Annotated in this window: 18 protein-coding genes and 1 pseudogene; 13 read left to right on the top strand and 6 right to left on the bottom strand. The window is 64.1% G+C overall.

The genetic code is table 11. The features are described from left to right. Positions 1–325: 325 nt before the first annotated feature. From AC1DJW_RS09400 to AC1DJW_RS09390, 3 genes and pseudogenes are all read left to right on the top strand, one after another. A complete protein-coding gene (locus AC1DJW_RS09400; protein WP_476901215.1) occupies positions 326–799 on the top strand; it encodes a hypothetical protein in 474 nt (157 codons plus the stop codon). After that, positions 784–1,956: a glycosyltransferase family 4 protein gene (locus tag AC1DJW_RS09395; RefSeq protein ID WP_476901214.1), complete on the top strand. Its 1,173-nt coding sequence runs from the start codon at positions 784–786 to the stop codon at positions 1,954–1,956. The genes AC1DJW_RS09400 and AC1DJW_RS09395 overlap by 16 nt, the downstream gene beginning before the upstream one ends. Positions 1,957–2,285: 329 nt before the next feature. Further along, positions 2,286–3,635 (top strand): annotated as a pseudogene (locus tag AC1DJW_RS09390) (aquaporin). A 317-nt stretch (positions 3,636–3,952) separates the two neighbouring features. Here the strand turns inward: AC1DJW_RS09390 and AC1DJW_RS09385 are convergent. From AC1DJW_RS09385 to AC1DJW_RS09365, 5 genes are all read right to left on the bottom strand, one after another. Then, positions 3,953–4,108 (bottom strand): hypothetical protein, encoded by a 156-nt coding sequence (locus AC1DJW_RS09385; RefSeq protein WP_476901213.1) that lies wholly within the window; start codon positions 4,106–4,108, stop codon positions 3,953–3,955. Between the two features lie 322 nt (positions 4,109–4,430). Next, positions 4,431–4,943, bottom strand: a complete 513-nt coding sequence (locus AC1DJW_RS09380; RefSeq protein WP_476901212.1) for a PRC-barrel domain-containing protein — start codon at positions 4,941–4,943, stop codon at positions 4,431–4,433. Between the two features lie 301 nt (positions 4,944–5,244). Next, positions 5,245–5,502, bottom strand: coding sequence for a hypothetical protein (locus AC1DJW_RS09375; protein ID WP_476901211.1), 258 nt, complete (start codon positions 5,500–5,502; stop codon positions 5,245–5,247). Between the two features lie 43 nt (positions 5,503–5,545). Beyond that, a complete protein-coding gene (locus AC1DJW_RS09370) occupies positions 5,546–5,719 on the bottom strand; it encodes a hypothetical protein (RefSeq protein ID WP_476901210.1) in 174 nt (57 codons plus the stop codon). Between the two features lie 160 nt (positions 5,720–5,879). Continuing rightward, the gene (locus AC1DJW_RS09365) at positions 5,880–6,197 is read right to left on the bottom strand and encodes a MerR family transcriptional regulator (RefSeq protein ID WP_476901209.1); all 318 of its coding nucleotides are present in this window, start codon (positions 6,195–6,197) and stop codon (positions 5,880–5,882) included. A gap of 135 nt (positions 6,198–6,332) precedes the next feature. Between AC1DJW_RS09365 and AC1DJW_RS09360 the strand changes: the two genes are divergently transcribed. From AC1DJW_RS09360 to AC1DJW_RS09320, 9 genes are all read left to right on the top strand, one after another. Next, entirely contained in the window at positions 6,333–6,758 is a 426-nt protein-coding gene (locus AC1DJW_RS09360; protein WP_476901208.1) for an Hsp20/alpha crystallin family protein, read from the top strand. Positions 6,759–6,970: 212 nt separating this feature from the next. Then, positions 6,971–7,411, top strand: coding sequence for a J domain-containing protein (locus tag AC1DJW_RS09355; RefSeq protein ID WP_476901207.1), 441 nt, complete (start codon positions 6,971–6,973; stop codon positions 7,409–7,411). 35 nt (positions 7,412–7,446) lie between these two features. Next, positions 7,447–7,821 carry a hypothetical protein gene (locus AC1DJW_RS09350; protein ID WP_476901206.1) on the top strand — a complete coding sequence of 125 codons (375 nt, stop codon included), beginning with the start codon at positions 7,447–7,449 and terminating at the stop codon, positions 7,819–7,821. A gap of 93 nt (positions 7,822–7,914) precedes the next feature. After that, positions 7,915–8,190: a hypothetical protein gene (locus AC1DJW_RS09345; RefSeq protein WP_476901205.1), complete on the top strand. Its 276-nt coding sequence runs from the start codon at positions 7,915–7,917 to the stop codon at positions 8,188–8,190. Between the two features lie 1,120 nt (positions 8,191–9,310). After that, positions 9,311–9,979: an HAD family hydrolase gene (locus tag AC1DJW_RS09340; protein ID WP_476901204.1), complete on the top strand. Its 669-nt coding sequence runs from the start codon at positions 9,311–9,313 to the stop codon at positions 9,977–9,979. Positions 9,980–10,164: 185 nt separating this feature from the next. Then, positions 10,165–11,118, top strand: coding sequence for a hypothetical protein (locus AC1DJW_RS09335; protein ID WP_476901203.1), 954 nt, complete (start codon positions 10,165–10,167; stop codon positions 11,116–11,118). Next, positions 11,115–11,540, top strand: a complete 426-nt coding sequence (locus tag AC1DJW_RS09330) for a phage holin family protein (protein ID WP_476901202.1) — start codon at positions 11,115–11,117, stop codon at positions 11,538–11,540. The genes AC1DJW_RS09335 and AC1DJW_RS09330 overlap by 4 nt, the downstream gene beginning before the upstream one ends. Further along, on the top strand, positions 11,537–12,112 hold the full coding sequence (locus AC1DJW_RS09325) for a DUF3618 domain-containing protein (RefSeq protein ID WP_476901201.1): 576 nt from the start codon (positions 11,537–11,539) through the stop codon (positions 12,110–12,112). Before AC1DJW_RS09330 ends, AC1DJW_RS09325 begins: the two co-directional genes overlap by 4 nt. 80 nt (positions 12,113–12,192) lie before the next feature. Continuing rightward, positions 12,193–13,263 carry a YihY/virulence factor BrkB family protein gene (locus tag AC1DJW_RS09320; protein ID WP_476901200.1) on the top strand — a complete coding sequence of 357 codons (1,071 nt, stop codon included), beginning with the start codon at positions 12,193–12,195 and terminating at the stop codon, positions 13,261–13,263. A 538-nt stretch (positions 13,264–13,801) separates the two neighbouring features. Here the strand turns inward: AC1DJW_RS09320 and AC1DJW_RS09315 are convergent. Further along, the gene (locus tag AC1DJW_RS09315; RefSeq protein ID WP_476901199.1) at positions 13,802–14,128 is read right to left on the bottom strand and encodes a hypothetical protein; all 327 of its coding nucleotides are present in this window, start codon (positions 14,126–14,128) and stop codon (positions 13,802–13,804) included. Positions 14,129–14,287: 159 nt separating this feature from the next. Here AC1DJW_RS09315 and AC1DJW_RS09310 point away from each other — a divergent pair, with 159 nt between their 5' ends. Beyond that, positions 14,288–15,166, top strand: coding sequence for a hypothetical protein (locus AC1DJW_RS09310; RefSeq protein ID WP_476901198.1), 879 nt, complete (start codon positions 14,288–14,290; stop codon positions 15,164–15,166). The last annotated feature ends 1,100 nt before the right edge of the window (positions 15,167–16,266 follow it).

Below are 16,266 nucleotides of genomic sequence, written 5' to 3'. Positions count from 1 at the left end.
TCCGCGGTTGGGCCATAGGGCAAGGACCCGGGACGCGGCCCAAACGCCGGCCAAGACACGATGCCACGGACGGCGTGCCGACTTCCGGGTCCGGACGATACCTGGGCGGATCATTCGTGGTCCGGAACCATGGCCGGCCTCGTAAATCCGGACGGACGCGCTTGGTTTCAAAAAGCAAGAGAAGGTGAATGCCGATGCAAGAACAAGCAAAACCCGGAAGCAGCACGGGGTTCTGTTTGATGTCGACGGAACGCTGGTCGATTCCACCTATTTCCATACCATCACCTGGTAGCAGGGCTTCCAGCAGCAGGGACTGGACGTGTCCATGGCTTCAATCCATCGCCACATCGGCATGGGCGGAGACAAACTGCTTGACCGGTTGCTCCCATCGGATTCCAACGAAAACGCCCGCGAGGCAATCGAACACGCCCACGGGGCAATATTCTCGACCTTCTGGCCGGCCATCCGCCCCTCGAGGCCGCCAGGAGTAGAGATGTACATCGATTCCTCGATCTTTGTCTTCACGCCCGGAACAATCCAGGCATTCGCCGTAAACCCCGGGCTGGTCCCTTTCATGGACCCGCGCACTGCAGGTTTCATCTTGATGGCCGCGGGCGTCATCGGAGTGGTCGCCTCGCTCGTCCTGGCCGCCCCCGGCGCAGGATCGGCGAAAACCGAAGACTCATCAGGCCCGACAGCGGGGAGGCCATCACCCGCAAGGAAACACTCGACAACGGCATCTGACCTTCGTGTTGACGGACCGCCTGCAGAAAAGAGACCAGGATGCGCATCGGCTTGATTGCGCCGCCCTGGATACCGGTGCCGCCACCGGCCTACGGCGGTACGGAGGCAGTGGTCGACACGTTGGCCCGGGGTTTGGCCGCCGCCGGACATGATGTGCTTCTGGCTGCGTCGGCGGACAGCTGTTGCCCCGTGCAGAGGGTTCCGGGCCTGCCCGTCGGGAACCGGGCCGCCATCGGGTCCCGCGCAGACGAACTCCGGCACACCGTGCTTTCCTACCGTGCCCTGGCAGCCGTCGACCTGATCCACGACCACACCCTCGCAGGCCCCCTGCACCGGCCCCGGACCGGACAGACCCCCGTCGTCACCACGGCCCATGGGCTTTTCCGACCCGGGCTGCGCGAACTCTACCGGGAGATGGCCCTTGACACCGCTGTCATCGCCATCTCGCACCACCAGGCGGGCACGGCCCCGGCTTCCACGGTGAAGCGGGTCATCCACCACGGCATCGACACCGACTCCGTCCCCCAAGGCACAGGGGCAGGCGGTTACACCGCTTTCCTAGGCAGGATGCACCCCGCGAAGGGCCTGCCCCAGGCCATCGAGGCGGCCCGGCTGGCGCGGCTGCCCCTGCGGATAGCGGCCAAAATGTACACCCGGGACGAGTACGAATACTTTTCCACCGTGATCAGACCGCTCCTGGGACCCGAGACGGAGTACCTCGGCGAGCTGAACACCGCCGACAAATATGCCCTGCTGGGAGGAGCCGTCGCCCTGCTGAATCCGATTCAATGGTCCGAACCGTTCGGCATGGTGATGATCGAAGCCCTGGCCACAGGGACACCCGTGGTTGCAACCTCCCGCGGATCGGCACCCGAAATCATCCAGGATGGCATCACCGGGTACCTGCGCAGCGGACCGACCGGACTGGCGGAAGCACTGCTGTCCGCTGCCACGCTCGACCGGGGCAGTTGCCGGCACGCGGCGGAAACCCGGTTCAGTGCCCACCGTATGGTCACCGAACACCTGCAGTTCTACCAAGAACTCTGCCGCGGCGACGCCAAGCCACTACCTGCCGTCACCTCCGGGACGGCACGGCCCACCGGCAGCGACCCGCAGCCCTCACCGGCCCCGCGGGACCGCGCGGCCGCCGGGCCCAGCTCTGCCTCAACGACGGACAATAATGTCCCCGCGAACGGCAGAACGGTGTCCTGAAATACCCCCGGCCCTGGACGAGGGAACAGGCAACGAAGGGGCCGGGTGCTGTTCCGCCCGGCCAGCAGGTACGGCCGGCGTCCCGGTCCGGGGAAGGCGGAAGCAGGTCTCGCTCCCGTGCACCGAAACAGACTCCTCGCCGGCCTTCTCCACGGATGCAGGCAACCGGCAGGAGCTGCGGTCTGCGCGGGTCGTGTTTCCTGGCGGGCGCTCCCGGCGTAGGCTGGCGATGAAACCGACGCTTCGGGAGGCAGGCGTGTCCCGGTTGGCAACAATCGCGCACGATGTGCAGGACCGCGCCGCAGACTTGATGAAGGGCCCGTGGGCGCATGTGGACGCTTCCGTGCATTGGGATTCACGACCGCAGGACGCTGCCGCCACCACGACCATCAACGCTGGCCCGCCTGGCCGCACAGCTGCGGGTGGATTCCATCAGGTGCAACGCCCGGGCCGGTGCCGGGCACCCCACCTCCTACCTGTCCGCCGCGGGTCTCATCGCGGACCCGATCGAGGGAAACCTACACTCCGACCGAGGCCTCGTTTCCAGGGGCCATGCCCCCCGCTCCTGTCGGAACGAGAAGGAATCTTTGATGGCAGCCCCGGAGCCGCCTGAACCGAAAGCCCGGCCGGGACAGCAACGGCAGGACGACCACCTGCCCGGGCTCGGGCTTTCCGGGGCCCAGCGCTCCCAGGTGGGCGAATTCAACGACCCGGCCCATGAACTCCGCCGGCTTTTCAGCGAAACGTTTGGAACATTCCTGCTCGTGCTGGCCGCCGCGGGAGCGGACATCATCGATTCAGCCTCAGCAGGCGCCGTGGGCCGGGTCGCCGCCGTCACCGCGCCGGGCCTGACAGTCATGGCCATCATCTTGTTCATGGGCACGAACTCCGGGGCCCACCTCAATCCGGTGGTCACCCTGGCCTTCGCTCTGCGCCGCGACTTCCCCTGGAGGCGGGTTCCGGGCTACATCCTCGCGCAGCTTGCCGGCGCGACCACCGCCGCGATCGTTCTCCGCCTGGCCTTCGGCCTGCAGGACCACCTCGGCGGGACCCACCCTTCCCACGGGTTCACCCCCGCCCAGGCCCTGGTCATCGAAGTACTGCCGACGCTTGGGCTCGTGAGCAATATTCTGGGCGCCGCGTCCGGGGCGCAGAACATCGGACCGCTTTCGGCCCTCTAGGTCGGCGCTTACATCGTGCTGGTAGGCCTGTGGGCCGGTCCGGTCAGCGGCGCCTCCATGAACCCTGCCAGATCTGCCGGACCCGCCCTCGCCTCAGGGGAATACGGTTCCCTGGGGATCTACCTCCTTGGTCCTGCCGCCGGCACTGATTCGGCTGGCTACGCGGAGTGGGATTCGGGGATTACCGCCGTCGTCGGTGACATCGGTCACGGCCGGAGCCTTCGGATCCGGACAGCCGGCCTGGCCAGATCGGAGAGGGTGGCCGTTCACAGGTACGGTGACGGTGCCATGTCCTGGACGTTCCGGTTGCCGGGGAGATTGTTCAAAGCGGTCCGGACTATCACCGTGACGGCCGAAAACGGCAAGACCCGCCTGGCAGTGCGGGATGATTTCACCGGCCCCTTGTGGACGCTGATCAGAAAGCACACCCCGCGCGCTGCCGGGTCCGCGGACAGATACGTCGACGGGGTCAGGGCGCGGGCCGAAAAGCTGAGCTGACACGAACCGTCCCATGAGTGCGGGATTGTCGGCCCCATCACTCGTTTCCCGGGCCCTTGGCGGTGGGTTGTGTGGAGCACCATGGAGGCAGCGAGTTTCCGTGGGTGGACCGCTTGCATCCATAGCTCAGTGGTCAGAGCAGGGGTTTTAATCCTTGTCATGGATTCGGGTCCAAGCCGTGGCTTGCCTGAACCGCGGCGCTCCCAATTTCCGTACCCGGCGTCCGTTCCCGGTTTTACCTGGCGCTGCCCCGGGAAATCAAGGCGAGGCCAACCTGCGATCCCCCGTGCGTGGTCGGGGCCGTGCATGGTCAGGGCTTAGACGCTTCGGCCGCGGTTGACGAAGAACATGATCACGGCGACCACGAGTACGATCGGAGCGATCCACAGCAGGAAGCCGACAGCCTTCACCGTGCCGCCTATGACGAACAGAACGATCGCGATAACAGCCAGGATCCACAGCAACGCGCTCATTACCATTACCTCCCAAACTTCGGTCTCGAACAGCCCCGGGTCGGCGGCTGGCCCCAATCTACTCCGCGCGGAACAGGGTTTCCAGTGATACGCTCCGGTCCCGGATCCGTTGGCGTCGAATGATTCGCAGAAGGCGTCAATGGCGACTGGGCCTGATCTGCCGGAGTCTCCTCCGGGGGCGGACCTCAAACCACCCAGGCAGAACGCCTGTGAAGTCTGCGCGGGTCAACACCGCGGACCAACAGGGTGGAGAGTTATCCGGCAGGGGCCTCAACGCGTCGGAGAGACCCGTGCGCCCTAGTCACCATCCTCCTGTGCCCGGTCAGGCCCCTTCTTCCCGGTCGCTGTTCTCCCTGCGCAGCTCCTCGGCAAGGGACTCATCTGCGGCGTTCTTGTCTGTTCCTGTGTAGCGGTGCAGCCTGCGCCGCCCGGCGCCCTGGTCGGCAGCCGGGTATGCGGCCGGCCTCAGGAGATCTCCGCCGCCGTCCCCATCAGCGGCCTCAGCGTAGGTGCGCATCCGTTCCGGACGGTAGTGGTCGTAAAGGCGTGCTTCGTCTTCCGGACCGGGATGTGCGTCAGGATCTATGAGCGGGGCGTCCTTGACCTCCTCCTTGCCGTGCTGGACGACGAGGTCATCACCCTGGACCCAGGCGCCGTCCAGCGGGACGAACGACTCCCGCAGGCCGAACAGCCCCGTCTTCACGGTGATCCAGCCGGGTTCACCGGTATCTCCGTCGAGGTAGAACTGGCCGATGCCCCCGATCTTTTCTCCGTCCGAGCTCAGCACATTGCCGTTTCCCCGGAGCAGGGCCTCGATGTGTTCCTTTGCGATCATGATTACTCCTCGGATTCTGATTCTGTCTTTTCACTCGGAAGGCACCGGACGGATCCAAGGGAGCAAACCCCCTGCCGTCCGGTGACCCGCCCGATTGTTCGCGGGAGGGAATCAACCACCATCCTGGACCAGCTGGAACAAGTGTTGAACGCCCGAATGGTCCTGCCGGATCAAGAAGACGCGCCTCCTCCGCACGTCCGCCTCATCCAGCGCTAACGGGGCCGGCTTCGTCGACCGTGGCTTCGGCCGAGGAGCTCAATCCTCACCAGTCCGGCACCGCCGTCTAAGCAGTCGGGACCGTTTAGTCACTCGGGGCTACCTCGGTCGTCAGACCGCGTTCATCGGCAGAAGCCCGGTCCTGTTCTTCCGCCGGACCGGTCGGATCGCCGGAGGCACTGTCGGATGCCACTCCGGAACCCGACTCCGGGACCGTCACTGGACCGTCCGACGGGCCGTTCCCGGCGGCCGCGGGGCCAACCGGTTCCTTCGGAACCGGATCTGTATCGTTTTGGACGCCGTCATGGACCTGCTTGTCAGGTTTGCTTGTTTCAGCGCTCATGTCATTCCTCCTCCGAGGGAGACCATGTGTTCCAAGCGGGAAATCAGCTTCCGGTTTCTTCGGGATCTTCCCTCGCCCGCTTCTCGTTGGGGTTCTCGTTGCTTTCGTCCGGCACGAAGTCAGGGTCCACCTCGCTGCCCGTGCTTTCAGGCGCGATGTTCTGCGGTGCTTGGTGCGCATCGCGGTTGTGGCGCTCTTTTGGCCGCTCATCACTCATGTGCCCAAAGTAGCGCCGCAGGCACACGCTGTCGAGTGGTCGCCTCGTCCGCAAAATGATGGCATACCCGATTCGCGGCCACCTCGGCGCGAATGCCGTCTTCCATGCCTTGAAGTCCCGGCCAGGCCGCTCGAAGGGTCCTGGGCCGATCGGTTCCGGCTCATCCCGGATTGGGCCGGGCGGTGTCCTGTGGAGCGTTCGCGGATCTGAGCTCCGCCTCGAGGCGCCGGTTGTCGGCCTCCAAAATCAGGACCATCCGGATGCCGGCCAGGTTCAAGCCCAATTCCAGAAGCTCGCCGATCCGCCGCAATGTCACGAGATCGTCCTCGCTGTACTGGCGGGTCCCGCCCAGGGTCCTCCCCGGTTCCAGCAGGCCCTTGCGTTCGTAGAGGCGCAGGTTCTGCTGACCCGTTCCCACCAGTTCGGCCGCAACGGAAATCGCATACACGCCCCTCCCCCGGTCCTCGGCCTGGCCCATCGGGTACCTCCAAAATCCTTTCGAAAATCAGGCTTGCCCTGACCCACTCGCGGTGCTATAAAAAATTTATACCAGCCACCATAGATCGGCTGGATTAACAACAAAAAAACTGCGATCTGCAAGGAGTGACACACCATGCTGATGCGAACGGACCCCTTCCGTGAACTCGACCGGCTCGCCGAACAGGTACTCGGCACCACAGCCCGGCCGGCGGCCATGCCGATGGACGCCTGGCGGGAAGCCGAGGACTTCGTGGTCGCCTTCGACCTCCCCGGAGTCAACGTGGACTCGGTGGACATCGACGTCGAACGCAACGTGTTGACCGTCAAAGCCGAACGCCCGGACCCCGTCGGCGAGGGCACGGAACTGATCGCCTCCGAACGCCCCCGCGGCGTCTTCAGCCGCCAACTCATCCTGGGCGACGCGCTGGACACCGAAGGCGTCAAAGCAAACTACGACGCCGGCGTCCTGACCCTGCGCATCCCGGTGGCGGAAAAAGCAAAGCCGCGCCGCATCGAAATCGAAACCACCGGAAAACAGCGCCAGGAGATCAGCGCCTGACCGCCGGCGCAGCCTTCCAGACCGGGAGCACCACAGCGGCCCACCATGTAAAGAGGGCGGTCGGGGACACAGACCACGCCACAGCGCAGCCAGCGCACGGATCGATGGGGCCCCGGGGATGACTCCCGCAACGATGCTCCCCGGCCGAACAGGCCGGGGACCATTCCCCTCCCCCGAGAACACCCCGCATCTAGAACACACCACTGCCAACGATGAGGAACAACGGCCCCGACCTTTACGACATCCTGCATATCGCCCCCACCGCCACGGCGCGCGAGGTGACCCGCGCCTACCGCACGCTCATCCGCGGCCTGCACCCCGACACCCGGGCGGCCCGCGAACACCCCACCGGCCCCGGGCCGACGGAACCAGAGCTGCAGGAGCTCCGGGACATCATGGCCGCCTACGCCATCCTCGGCAACCCGGAAAAGCGGGCGGCCTACGACCGGGAGCACACGGGTCCAGCTGCGAACGCCAAGCCGCAGCGGCCGGACGGCGCCTCCATCCATACACGGGGCCAACCGCTTCCACCTGCCTTCGTGCTGATCGGACCGGTCCTCTGGAATCCACCGGGACGGTCGCCCGGAATACCGGTCCGGCAAGGTTCACATCCGCCAACCGGCTACACGCTGATCCTGCAGATCAGGCGCTGAAAGCCGGAACACCACACAAGTCCAAGGAGCCCCCCATGAGTGCCTGGCGCCCGTACGACAACCAATTGCTGCCCGCGTTCTACGAACGCTTCGAAAAGCGGTGGGGCAAAGGAACAGCGCCGTTCCTGGACCCCGAAACCCACGAAAAACCCATGCCCCGGGCCCAATGGATCAACCCGGACACCGGCGCCGCGGTCGCGGTCGTCCCCATCTGGACCGAAGACCCCCAGCACCGCTCGTTCGGAGTGTTCTACCTGCCCCCGGCCGGTGACATCTGGATCCTGCGACCGGGCTACACGAACTACCTCGAAACCGACCCCAGGAACACCGAGCAAGCCACCCTGCGCAACGACGCCTTCCGAAAAGCCGTCGCACACGCCAAGGAATTCATCTACGGAACCCAGCCCTGAAAACCGTCCCCGGACCGCCCGGACGACTCCTGCCATGGTCCGGGGCCTGATGGACAATACCCGGACTACAGAATCAATGACCCGGAGCACGCCATGACCCCTCCACAGATCAGCCAGTTCCTCCAGGACTGCATCATCAAAGACAACACGAACGATTCAGGACTCGACGCCGACGTCTTCTACGGGCTCTACGTCAGCTGGTGCTCCCTGAACCGCAAAGTCCCCCTCCCCGACCACGCCTTCCGCACCGCCCTGCGGATCGCGGGCCTTCGCACGGAAAAGAACGGGAAGGGCAAAAGAGGCGTCTTCCAAGGCCTGCGCATGACAGGACCAGCCGCGGTGGACTATATCCTCAACAGCAGCGCCTAGACCCCGGCGGACCTCGTCAAAGCCCCGCCGGGCGCTATTTCCGGCGTCCACGCCACTCCGGTGCTTTTGTCACAAAATCCGTGCGCTGCTGCTCCCCGCCAAGCGGTCCCCCGGATGGGTGGACCGGGGGCAAGGAAACGCGTCAATGCCCGGTGTCACCATGTGCCGGGCATTGACGCAGCTACCGCCGAGAGCATCTTCCAGGGAAACGCCCTCGCGCCGATCGTAGGCCGCGGAGCCGGTCCGGCGCTTGAGTACCGGCTACCTGTTTTCTCCCCGGGGGGCCCGGCTGGCAACATTCCTGGTGATCCGGCAAATAGCCCTCCATCGGCCCACCCCGGCGTTGAATGCGGTCGACAACCGCCGACGTCGAATGGTCCGGCTATGTAGTCAGGGATCACTACGCAGCCTCCGCAGCGTTCCACCACCGGGGCTTCCGCCAGGCTGCCGGTGTCGTAATCGCCGCCCTTCGCATAGACGCCCGGGCGCAGTCCCCCAGGTACTTGGCTTGGTTGAGTAACTTGTGTGGCCTCGGTGGAGTACATCGAAGACGCCGTTGGTCGGGACGATCCGTAGCCCTCCGCTTCGGACAGCGGATACCGCGCGCGGCAGTGTTCCAGTGTCGACGACCTTCCCCGGGTTGTCCCCGAGCCGTTCCACGAGAGCATCCGCTGAGCAGACGGCGGTTCCCGGGCGGCGGCCCGCCACACCTGCAGCTACTTGCGCTAGCTCTACACTCAACCGCACGGGCAAACCGCTCAACTTGATGATCGTTGAGAGTCACATCAGTTATGTCCACCGCCTGTTCCTTTCAGAACGGTTCATCAGACAATCCCTGGCTGCATGCCGGGAATGCGCAGGAATTCTTCGGATGGGCCCGGTGGAAGGACGTCGGGTACCCATTCCAGTAAGTATACTTACCATATTCTGCTGCGCCCTCGGGATGGACGATCATAGATCGTCCGCCCACGGATGCGTTGCCCGGAATCGCGCCGTGGCCAAGGCCGGGAGCAGCCAAAGGAAGGTTGCCACTCATGAAGGACCAAACGAAAAGCGCTAAAGACGTCGGAGTCCTGTTCGATGTGGACGGAACCCGGTTGACTCCACCTATTTCCACACCATGGCGTGGTGGCAGGCCCTCCGGCAACAAGGACTGGAGGTGCCCATGGCCTCAATCCACCGTCACATCGGCATGGGTGGAGACAAGCTGCTTGAGCGCCTGCTCCCTGCGAATTCCGATCGGGATATCCGCGAAACCGTCGAGCGCGCTCACGGCGCAATATTCTCGACCTTTTGGCCGGCTATCCGGCCCTTCGAATCGGCAAGGACCCTCCTGCAAGCCTGTGCGGAATCCGGATTGGCCGTGGCATTGGCCTCCTCGGCACATGAGCGGGATCTTCGGGTGCTCCGAAGCATTCTCGATGCCGAACCCTGGATCGACTGTGCGACGAGTTCAGCCGACGCGACTGAGAGCAAGCCTTCCCCCAACATTCTTCTGGCCGCACTTGAAAAGCTGCACTTGGAGGCAGCAGATGTGGCATTTGTCGGCGACTCCGTCTGGGATGTCAAGGCTGCGGCCCGGCTCGGTATCGAAACTATCGGCTTCACGTGCGGGGGGATCAGCGCAGCCGAGCTTTTCGAGGCAGGAGCCGTCGAAGTCTATTCAGGACCAGGAGCACTCCTCCATGGACTGGAGGCCAGTTCCATTGGAAAACTTGCACACCGGAACAGCGGCGCGGAACCCAGCGGAACCGACCCCGGGGCGCCCACGGACAACGCGTCGCGATAGTCGCCGCAGGAAGTATCGCCCACCCAATGCAAGGCCCGCGGCATTCCCCGGTGCAGCTCACGGACTTCTCCGGCCACATTCATCGACAGGGGGGGTCCGCTCAGATAGTAAGCATGCTTACTATCTTAACTGCCAGTATTTCTGGTTCTTGATCCGCAGCCGACCTTCTTGGAAAGAGAGCGAAGGTGACAGAGAACCAATGGGACGGGAACTACACGCCCCCGCCGGCCACCGAGCAACCAGCGGGTACGCAAGTTCCCCCGCCGCCTACCCAGAACAGCGGCATGCCGACGACGGAAACCATCAAGGACGAAGCAGGGAACGTGGCCGAACAGGCCGGGGACTCTGCGAAGAACGTCGTCGAAACCGCGAAATCCGAAGTCGCGAACGTTGCCTCTGAAGTGAACTCGAGCGCAAGGGATCTGCTGGACCAGGCCAGGATGGACCTCACGGACCAGGCCGGAAAGCAGCAGCAAAAAGTCGCCGCAGGCCTTCGATCCATCTCGGAGGAACTGCAATCCATGGCCACCGCCTCGGAGCAACCCGGCGTCGCAACGGATTTGGTTCGGCAAGCCGCCGGGCGGTCTTCATCCGTGGCGACCTGGCTCGAGGACCGGGATCCAGGGTCCCTTCTGGACGAAGTGAAGACCTTCGCGCGGCAGCGTCCTGGGGCGTTTCTCCTCTTGGCCGCCGGAGCAGGCGTCCTGGCCGGCCGCCTGAGCCGCGGACTGAGCGCCGGCGCTGACGGCTCCCCACGAGGAACAGCCACAGGACCTGCCCACCCCGTCCAACCCGCCCACGACGAAGCCCAACCTTTCGTCCCTGGGCCAGGGATGACAGTGTCCCCTCCCCCGGTCCAGCTCCCCGGCCCAACCACTACGACGGCTGGATACTCGAACCCCGGCACCCTCTCGGGGAACGGGACCGTTGCGCCCACCGGCGCGCCGGGCACCCTGCCTCAACCCGCACCGGTCGGCGAGCCGGAAGCCGATCCCTGGCCTAACGGCGGGATAGCCGAGGATCCATTCACCCGTGAGCGTTCGCATCGTCTCGGTTCTCCTGCTCCCTTGGCGGGAAATGACGAGATCGACGGCGAAAGCAGGCCCGGCGTCGACCCCGCCAGCGGTGAGTCGCGATGACCGAGAGCCAAATCCCGCCGACGCCCGCGCACGCCAAAGCGGAATCGACATCGTTGGGAGACCTTCTGGGCGAGGTCTCGCGGGACATTTCCACGCTGATGCGCCAGGAAGTGGAGCTGGCCAAAGCTGAACTGAAGCAGTCCACGGCGCAAGCAGGCAAGGGCGCCGGAATGCTGGCAGGCGCCGGCGTTGCCGGGCATTTCGTCCTCCTCTTCCTCTCCCTCGCCCTTTGGTACGCACTGGGCGAGCTGATGGGCTTGGGCTGGTCCGCCGTCGTCGTGGCTGTCCTCTGGGCGATCGCGGCTGCCGTCCTGGCATCGATAGGCCGCAAGGAACTCAAAGCCGTCAAAGGCATGCCCCAGACGGCGGCAACAATCCAGGAAATCCCAGAAACACTCAAACCACGCGAGGAGCAACGATGAGTGAAAATCCGGATGACATCCGTTCCGAGATCGAGGAAACCCGGCGGCGCCTTGGCACCAAGGTAAACGCGGTGGCGGATAAGGTGACGCCATCTCACGTTGTCCGACGCCAAACCGAAAAAGTCAAGGACGCCGTCTTCGGCGTGAAGGAGAACGTCATGGGCGCCGCGGATGAGCTGGCAGACGGCGGGCGATCAGCGATCGACGACGCCGGTGCGGCCATCGGCGACGTGCCCCACCGGCTGGCCGGCAAAACGCAAGGCAGCCCGTTGGCTGCCGGGCTGATCGCCTTCGGGGCCGGGCTGCTCGTAGCTTCGCTGATCCCGGCAAGCGAGAAGGAAAAGGAGGCAGCCGCGGCCCTGAAGGAAGCGGCTGAACCCCTGACCACCGAACTTGCCGCGGCAGCTCAGGACATGGCCCAGGATCTCCAGGAGCCAGCCCAGGAAGCGCTGGAGAACGTGAAGTCCGCGGCCTCTGAGGCCGTCGAAAACGTCAAGGAAGAATCCCAGACCGCCGTCTCCGACGTAACAGACAGCACCACAGCGGCCAAGGACAGGATCCAGCCCGCCTGATCCAGACGGAGGCGTGCTGTCCGGCCAACACGGCATCAAGGACGGCACGCCTCCAGCCCGCTTTGGAATGAGGGACATCCATGACGACGAACAGCCCTGCCGAGAGCAGCAAGGCCAAGGCAGCAACAGCCCCGGATGCGGATGATGGCCGAAAACCGGACAGACCCACCGACATCGCCAAGCCGACCTGGACCTACATAGCCAAGAGGACCTTCCGAGAGTTCGGCAAGGACCAGTGCCCGGACGCCGCCGCGGGGCTGACCTACTACGCGGTGCTATCCCTTTTCCCTGCGCTGCTTGCGCTCGTCTCCCTGCTCGGTATTTTCGGGCAGGCAGGAAAGAGCACGTCCGCCCTCCTGGACCTCCTTCAAGGCATCGCCCCGGAATCCACCATTGACACCATCCGCCAGCCCATTGAAGAGCTCACCACCTCGACGTCGGCCGGTTTCGCCCTGGTACTCGGTCTCGTCGCTGCCCTGTGGTCCGCGTCCGGATACGTGGGAGCCTTCAGCAGGGCCATGAACCGCGTCTACGAAGTGGACGAAGGGCGCGGATTCATCAAACTCCGGGCAACCATGTTCGGTGTCACCGTGTTCGCGGTGATGCTCGTTGCCCTGATCGCCGGCATGCTCGTGCTCAGCGGACCCGTCGCCGACACCGCGGGCAGGGCAGTCAACCTTGGCGGGGACCTCCTGACGGTCTGGAGCATCGCAAAATGGCCCGTCGTCGTCCTGTTGGTCGTCTTGATCATCGCGGTCTTGTACTACGTCACCCCTAACGTGAAGCAGCCGCGGTTCCGTTGGATGAGCATCGGCTCCTTCATCGCTTTGCTGGCATTCATCCTGGCATCGCTGGGCTTTGGCTTCTACGTGGCAAACTTCAGCAACTACAACAAGACCTACGGTGCAATAGGCGGCGTCATCGTGATGCTCCTGTGGTTATGGATATTGAACATGTCCCTCCTGTTCGGCGCAGAGTTCGACGCCGAAATGGAACGCGGGCGGGAACTGCAGGCAGGAATCGACGCCGAAGAAACCATCCAGCTCCCACCCCGCGGAACCAAGCGCAGCGAGAAACTCGAGAAGCAGGAAGAGGAAGACATCGCCGACGGCGAGAGGCTTAGCGCGCAGCGCACCCGGGAAGCGGACTGACCCGGACCAGGCAGCGATGACCCTGTACCGGACACACATCAATCGCATCCGACGTCGTGGATCCGGCCACGCGGAGCAATATGGTGAGACACTACGGAACATAAGCTTGGGATATCGCGCCCAGCCCGGTCATGGCCAACCCGGCAACGATCCGGACCCTTGCCTCGCGCGCCGGGGGCAGGGGCGTTTTCCATATGGACTACGGCCTTGGCCGCTCTTTTTGCGCGGTGGCTCCGATTACTTTAGCCCGGCGAGCACAGCCCCTGCGGCGAGAATCTGAAACTGGCCGGGGCGGCCACACTGTTCAGCGGAATGTTCTTACCGGGGCTCGGCTAGCGGGATTCAGCGCTCGGCTGCGCGCCGCCTTGTCCTGACAGTCCGGCGATCGAAGACATCGATTTCGGGCTCCCGTAGCAGCGGGGGGATGCGGACCTTGAACCGCTGGGCTGCCTCCGTTCCATTGGAACCGGGGAGCCTTCCTCCATTACAGGGAGCGGTGCCGATACTCCGGTGCGCGGCTATGCCAGGCATGGGAGGGTCAGGCTGCCAGACCCGCAGTCCCAGTGGCGATGAAGTCATCGCCGGCCGTGAGGATGCTGAGTCTGTAGTTGGACTGAAACGGATCAATGTGCGCTGGCAGATGATGCGACAGGGAGCACGCCCGCAACTGTTCCAGGGCGTCAGGTTCGACGCTAGCGTGGGTCATATCGATTGCCACGGTAAGCCCTGCCGTCAGCGCGTTAGCGCGTTTGACGATGACGAAAAGAGCATGGATGCTCTGTGCCGTCACGCGACCTTGTGCCTTTATCTCGGCGTGGGCGCAATCGAGGTCCACCCGGATAAGGACGTTGAGCTTGTCCGTCATAGTGCTCCTGCCTTCGCACAGGCGGCCGCGACGCTGCGACCGCCCACGATAGCCTAGGCATCAAACGTGACGAACGCAACAAGTCCAATGCCTGACTTCCGGTCCGTGACCATAATGGAAACCCGCGGCACCTTTTGCCGTTGACGTTCAGGGGGAAGCATGGGGCTCGCCAGTTGGCTGCGGCAGCCAATCGGCGGCGGTTCGGTCTCGGTGGACGAACCGAAGGCGCAGGTCGAGCAAGAACCACACAAGCCACCCGTCAGGCTTCGCATCTCCATGCACCTCAACGCCTGTCTGGAGGTTGCCCGCACCACCATTTTCGCCAAGGACGCCGTTGCCGCCCTCGCGAACCGCAAAGGCCTCGGTGAGCGCGGTTATTACGAGGGCCAGACACAGCTTCAGCGCGAGCCGGAGAACCCCGTAGATCCGCAAGCCGTTGCCGTACTGATCGACGGTGAGAGGGTCGGCTGTCTCCCGTCCAATGCTGCCAAAGATCTCCCACTGCTGGCGGGTGCCAGCGAGCCGGTGCGCTACCAGCTGCACGTCGTGCGGGATCAAAAACTGCTGGCCAAGGCTTACGTCTGGCCGGGCGACGGAGACCCGGAGTGGCAGTTCACAGCGCAAAACCCGCCAGCGTTTACATCCAAGGAACAGACCAACAGATCCCACGCGGAGAAGTCCTCGATCGTCAGGGAAGCGCTGCAGGGCGGTGGTGAACGGGCGCAGCAATTCAAGCGCGGCATGGTCGATTGGGTCCATTACCTTGAGCTCGTGGAACCGATCAAGCAGCTCAAGCGCGAGGGCCGGCTCGAAGAAGCACTGGTGCTCTGCTACAAGGCCATTGAGGCCGCCGAAGGGGCTGCGAAGGGTGACATGCCAGCACCTTGGTGCACGGGCATGCCGCCATCGTCCGGCCGCAAGCTCGGCCAGCGGGCAGAGGAGATTGCCGTGCTGAAACTGTGGCTGGCCCGTTGCCCCAAGGCCTACCGCGCCAGCAGCAGCATCGCAGAACGCCTCGGTAAGCTCGAGGCGAAGTGATGCCAGGCGCGTCGAACAAGTTAGCCGGTATGGAGTCCAGTCCCTGGAGTGAGGCCATCGTGTCCCCGACGCGCAGGACGCCACCGCGAAAACACTTCGGGGATCCCCTGCGGGCCAGTACAGTCACCAGCTGACCAGGGACGAATACGCATTAGCGAGCAAGAGGAACTCGACTCTACCACCTCGGGAGTACTGCACAGACGCCGAGCGGGAGGCCGACGCGTGGGCTTTCGAAGACGAGGACCGTACTCTCTTCACGGATGAATACTGCGCGATGCAGCTACTGCCCCCGGAAGAAAGGCCGGATCCCACACACCTGGACTCTGTCGACGGATCGGACCCAAGAGCTCAAAGACGTTTCCGCTGACAGGAACGTCCACCGACACCGAGGATCCAGGCCGCGAAGTCATGTCGCATGCAACAGAGAACTGCATGAAGCGGTGTCGGAGAACCCGTAGTAACGGATCAAAATGCAGGTCGAGGAGCCGCCCGTGCACAAAGGTGTGCACAGGTTGCACACCTCCTTTGGCCGGACAAACACACGATAGGCGCACCCTGTCTTGCTCGCAGAAAGCAGCCATCCCGGGATGATTCTCGAAGACAATCCGTCCTCGTCATGTCGTCACCACAAATCTTGGCCATGAATGAGAGACGACCAACAACTGGATACCCGAACAGCAGAAAAGGACGACACATAACCCTAGATTCCGCCAGGCGGAGGGGCCACCAGCCAGGGCACTGCCCCCGTCACCCACACAACTTCACCGGCCACCGCGGCGCCCGGCACGAACCGCGGCGAACGTCAGAGGGACCCGCAGAGGGCCAATGTCCACACATTAAAGCAAAAACCCCTCTGACGAGGGGGAATGCTGTGCCCGAGGTGGGACTCGAACCGCATTCGGGCCCTTGAAATCACTGGGAACTCCCGAAAACATGCCGAGTACGGCCCAGTTGTTACCGGTCTCGTTATTTGACGATGTGGCCGTCACGGTCCGTGGCGACGAGCGGGTATGAAAGCGCCCCGCCGGATGGTGACCGGCGGGGCGTTGATCGCCGCGCTGACGCGGCGGTGGTCATTGGTGACGGCGTGTTTTACTCGC

Source organism: Arthrobacter sp. 05L417, assembly GCF_056397865.1.
The sequence above is the reverse complement of the archived record's forward strand: the minus strand, read 5'-3'. Positions and strand labels throughout refer to the sequence as shown.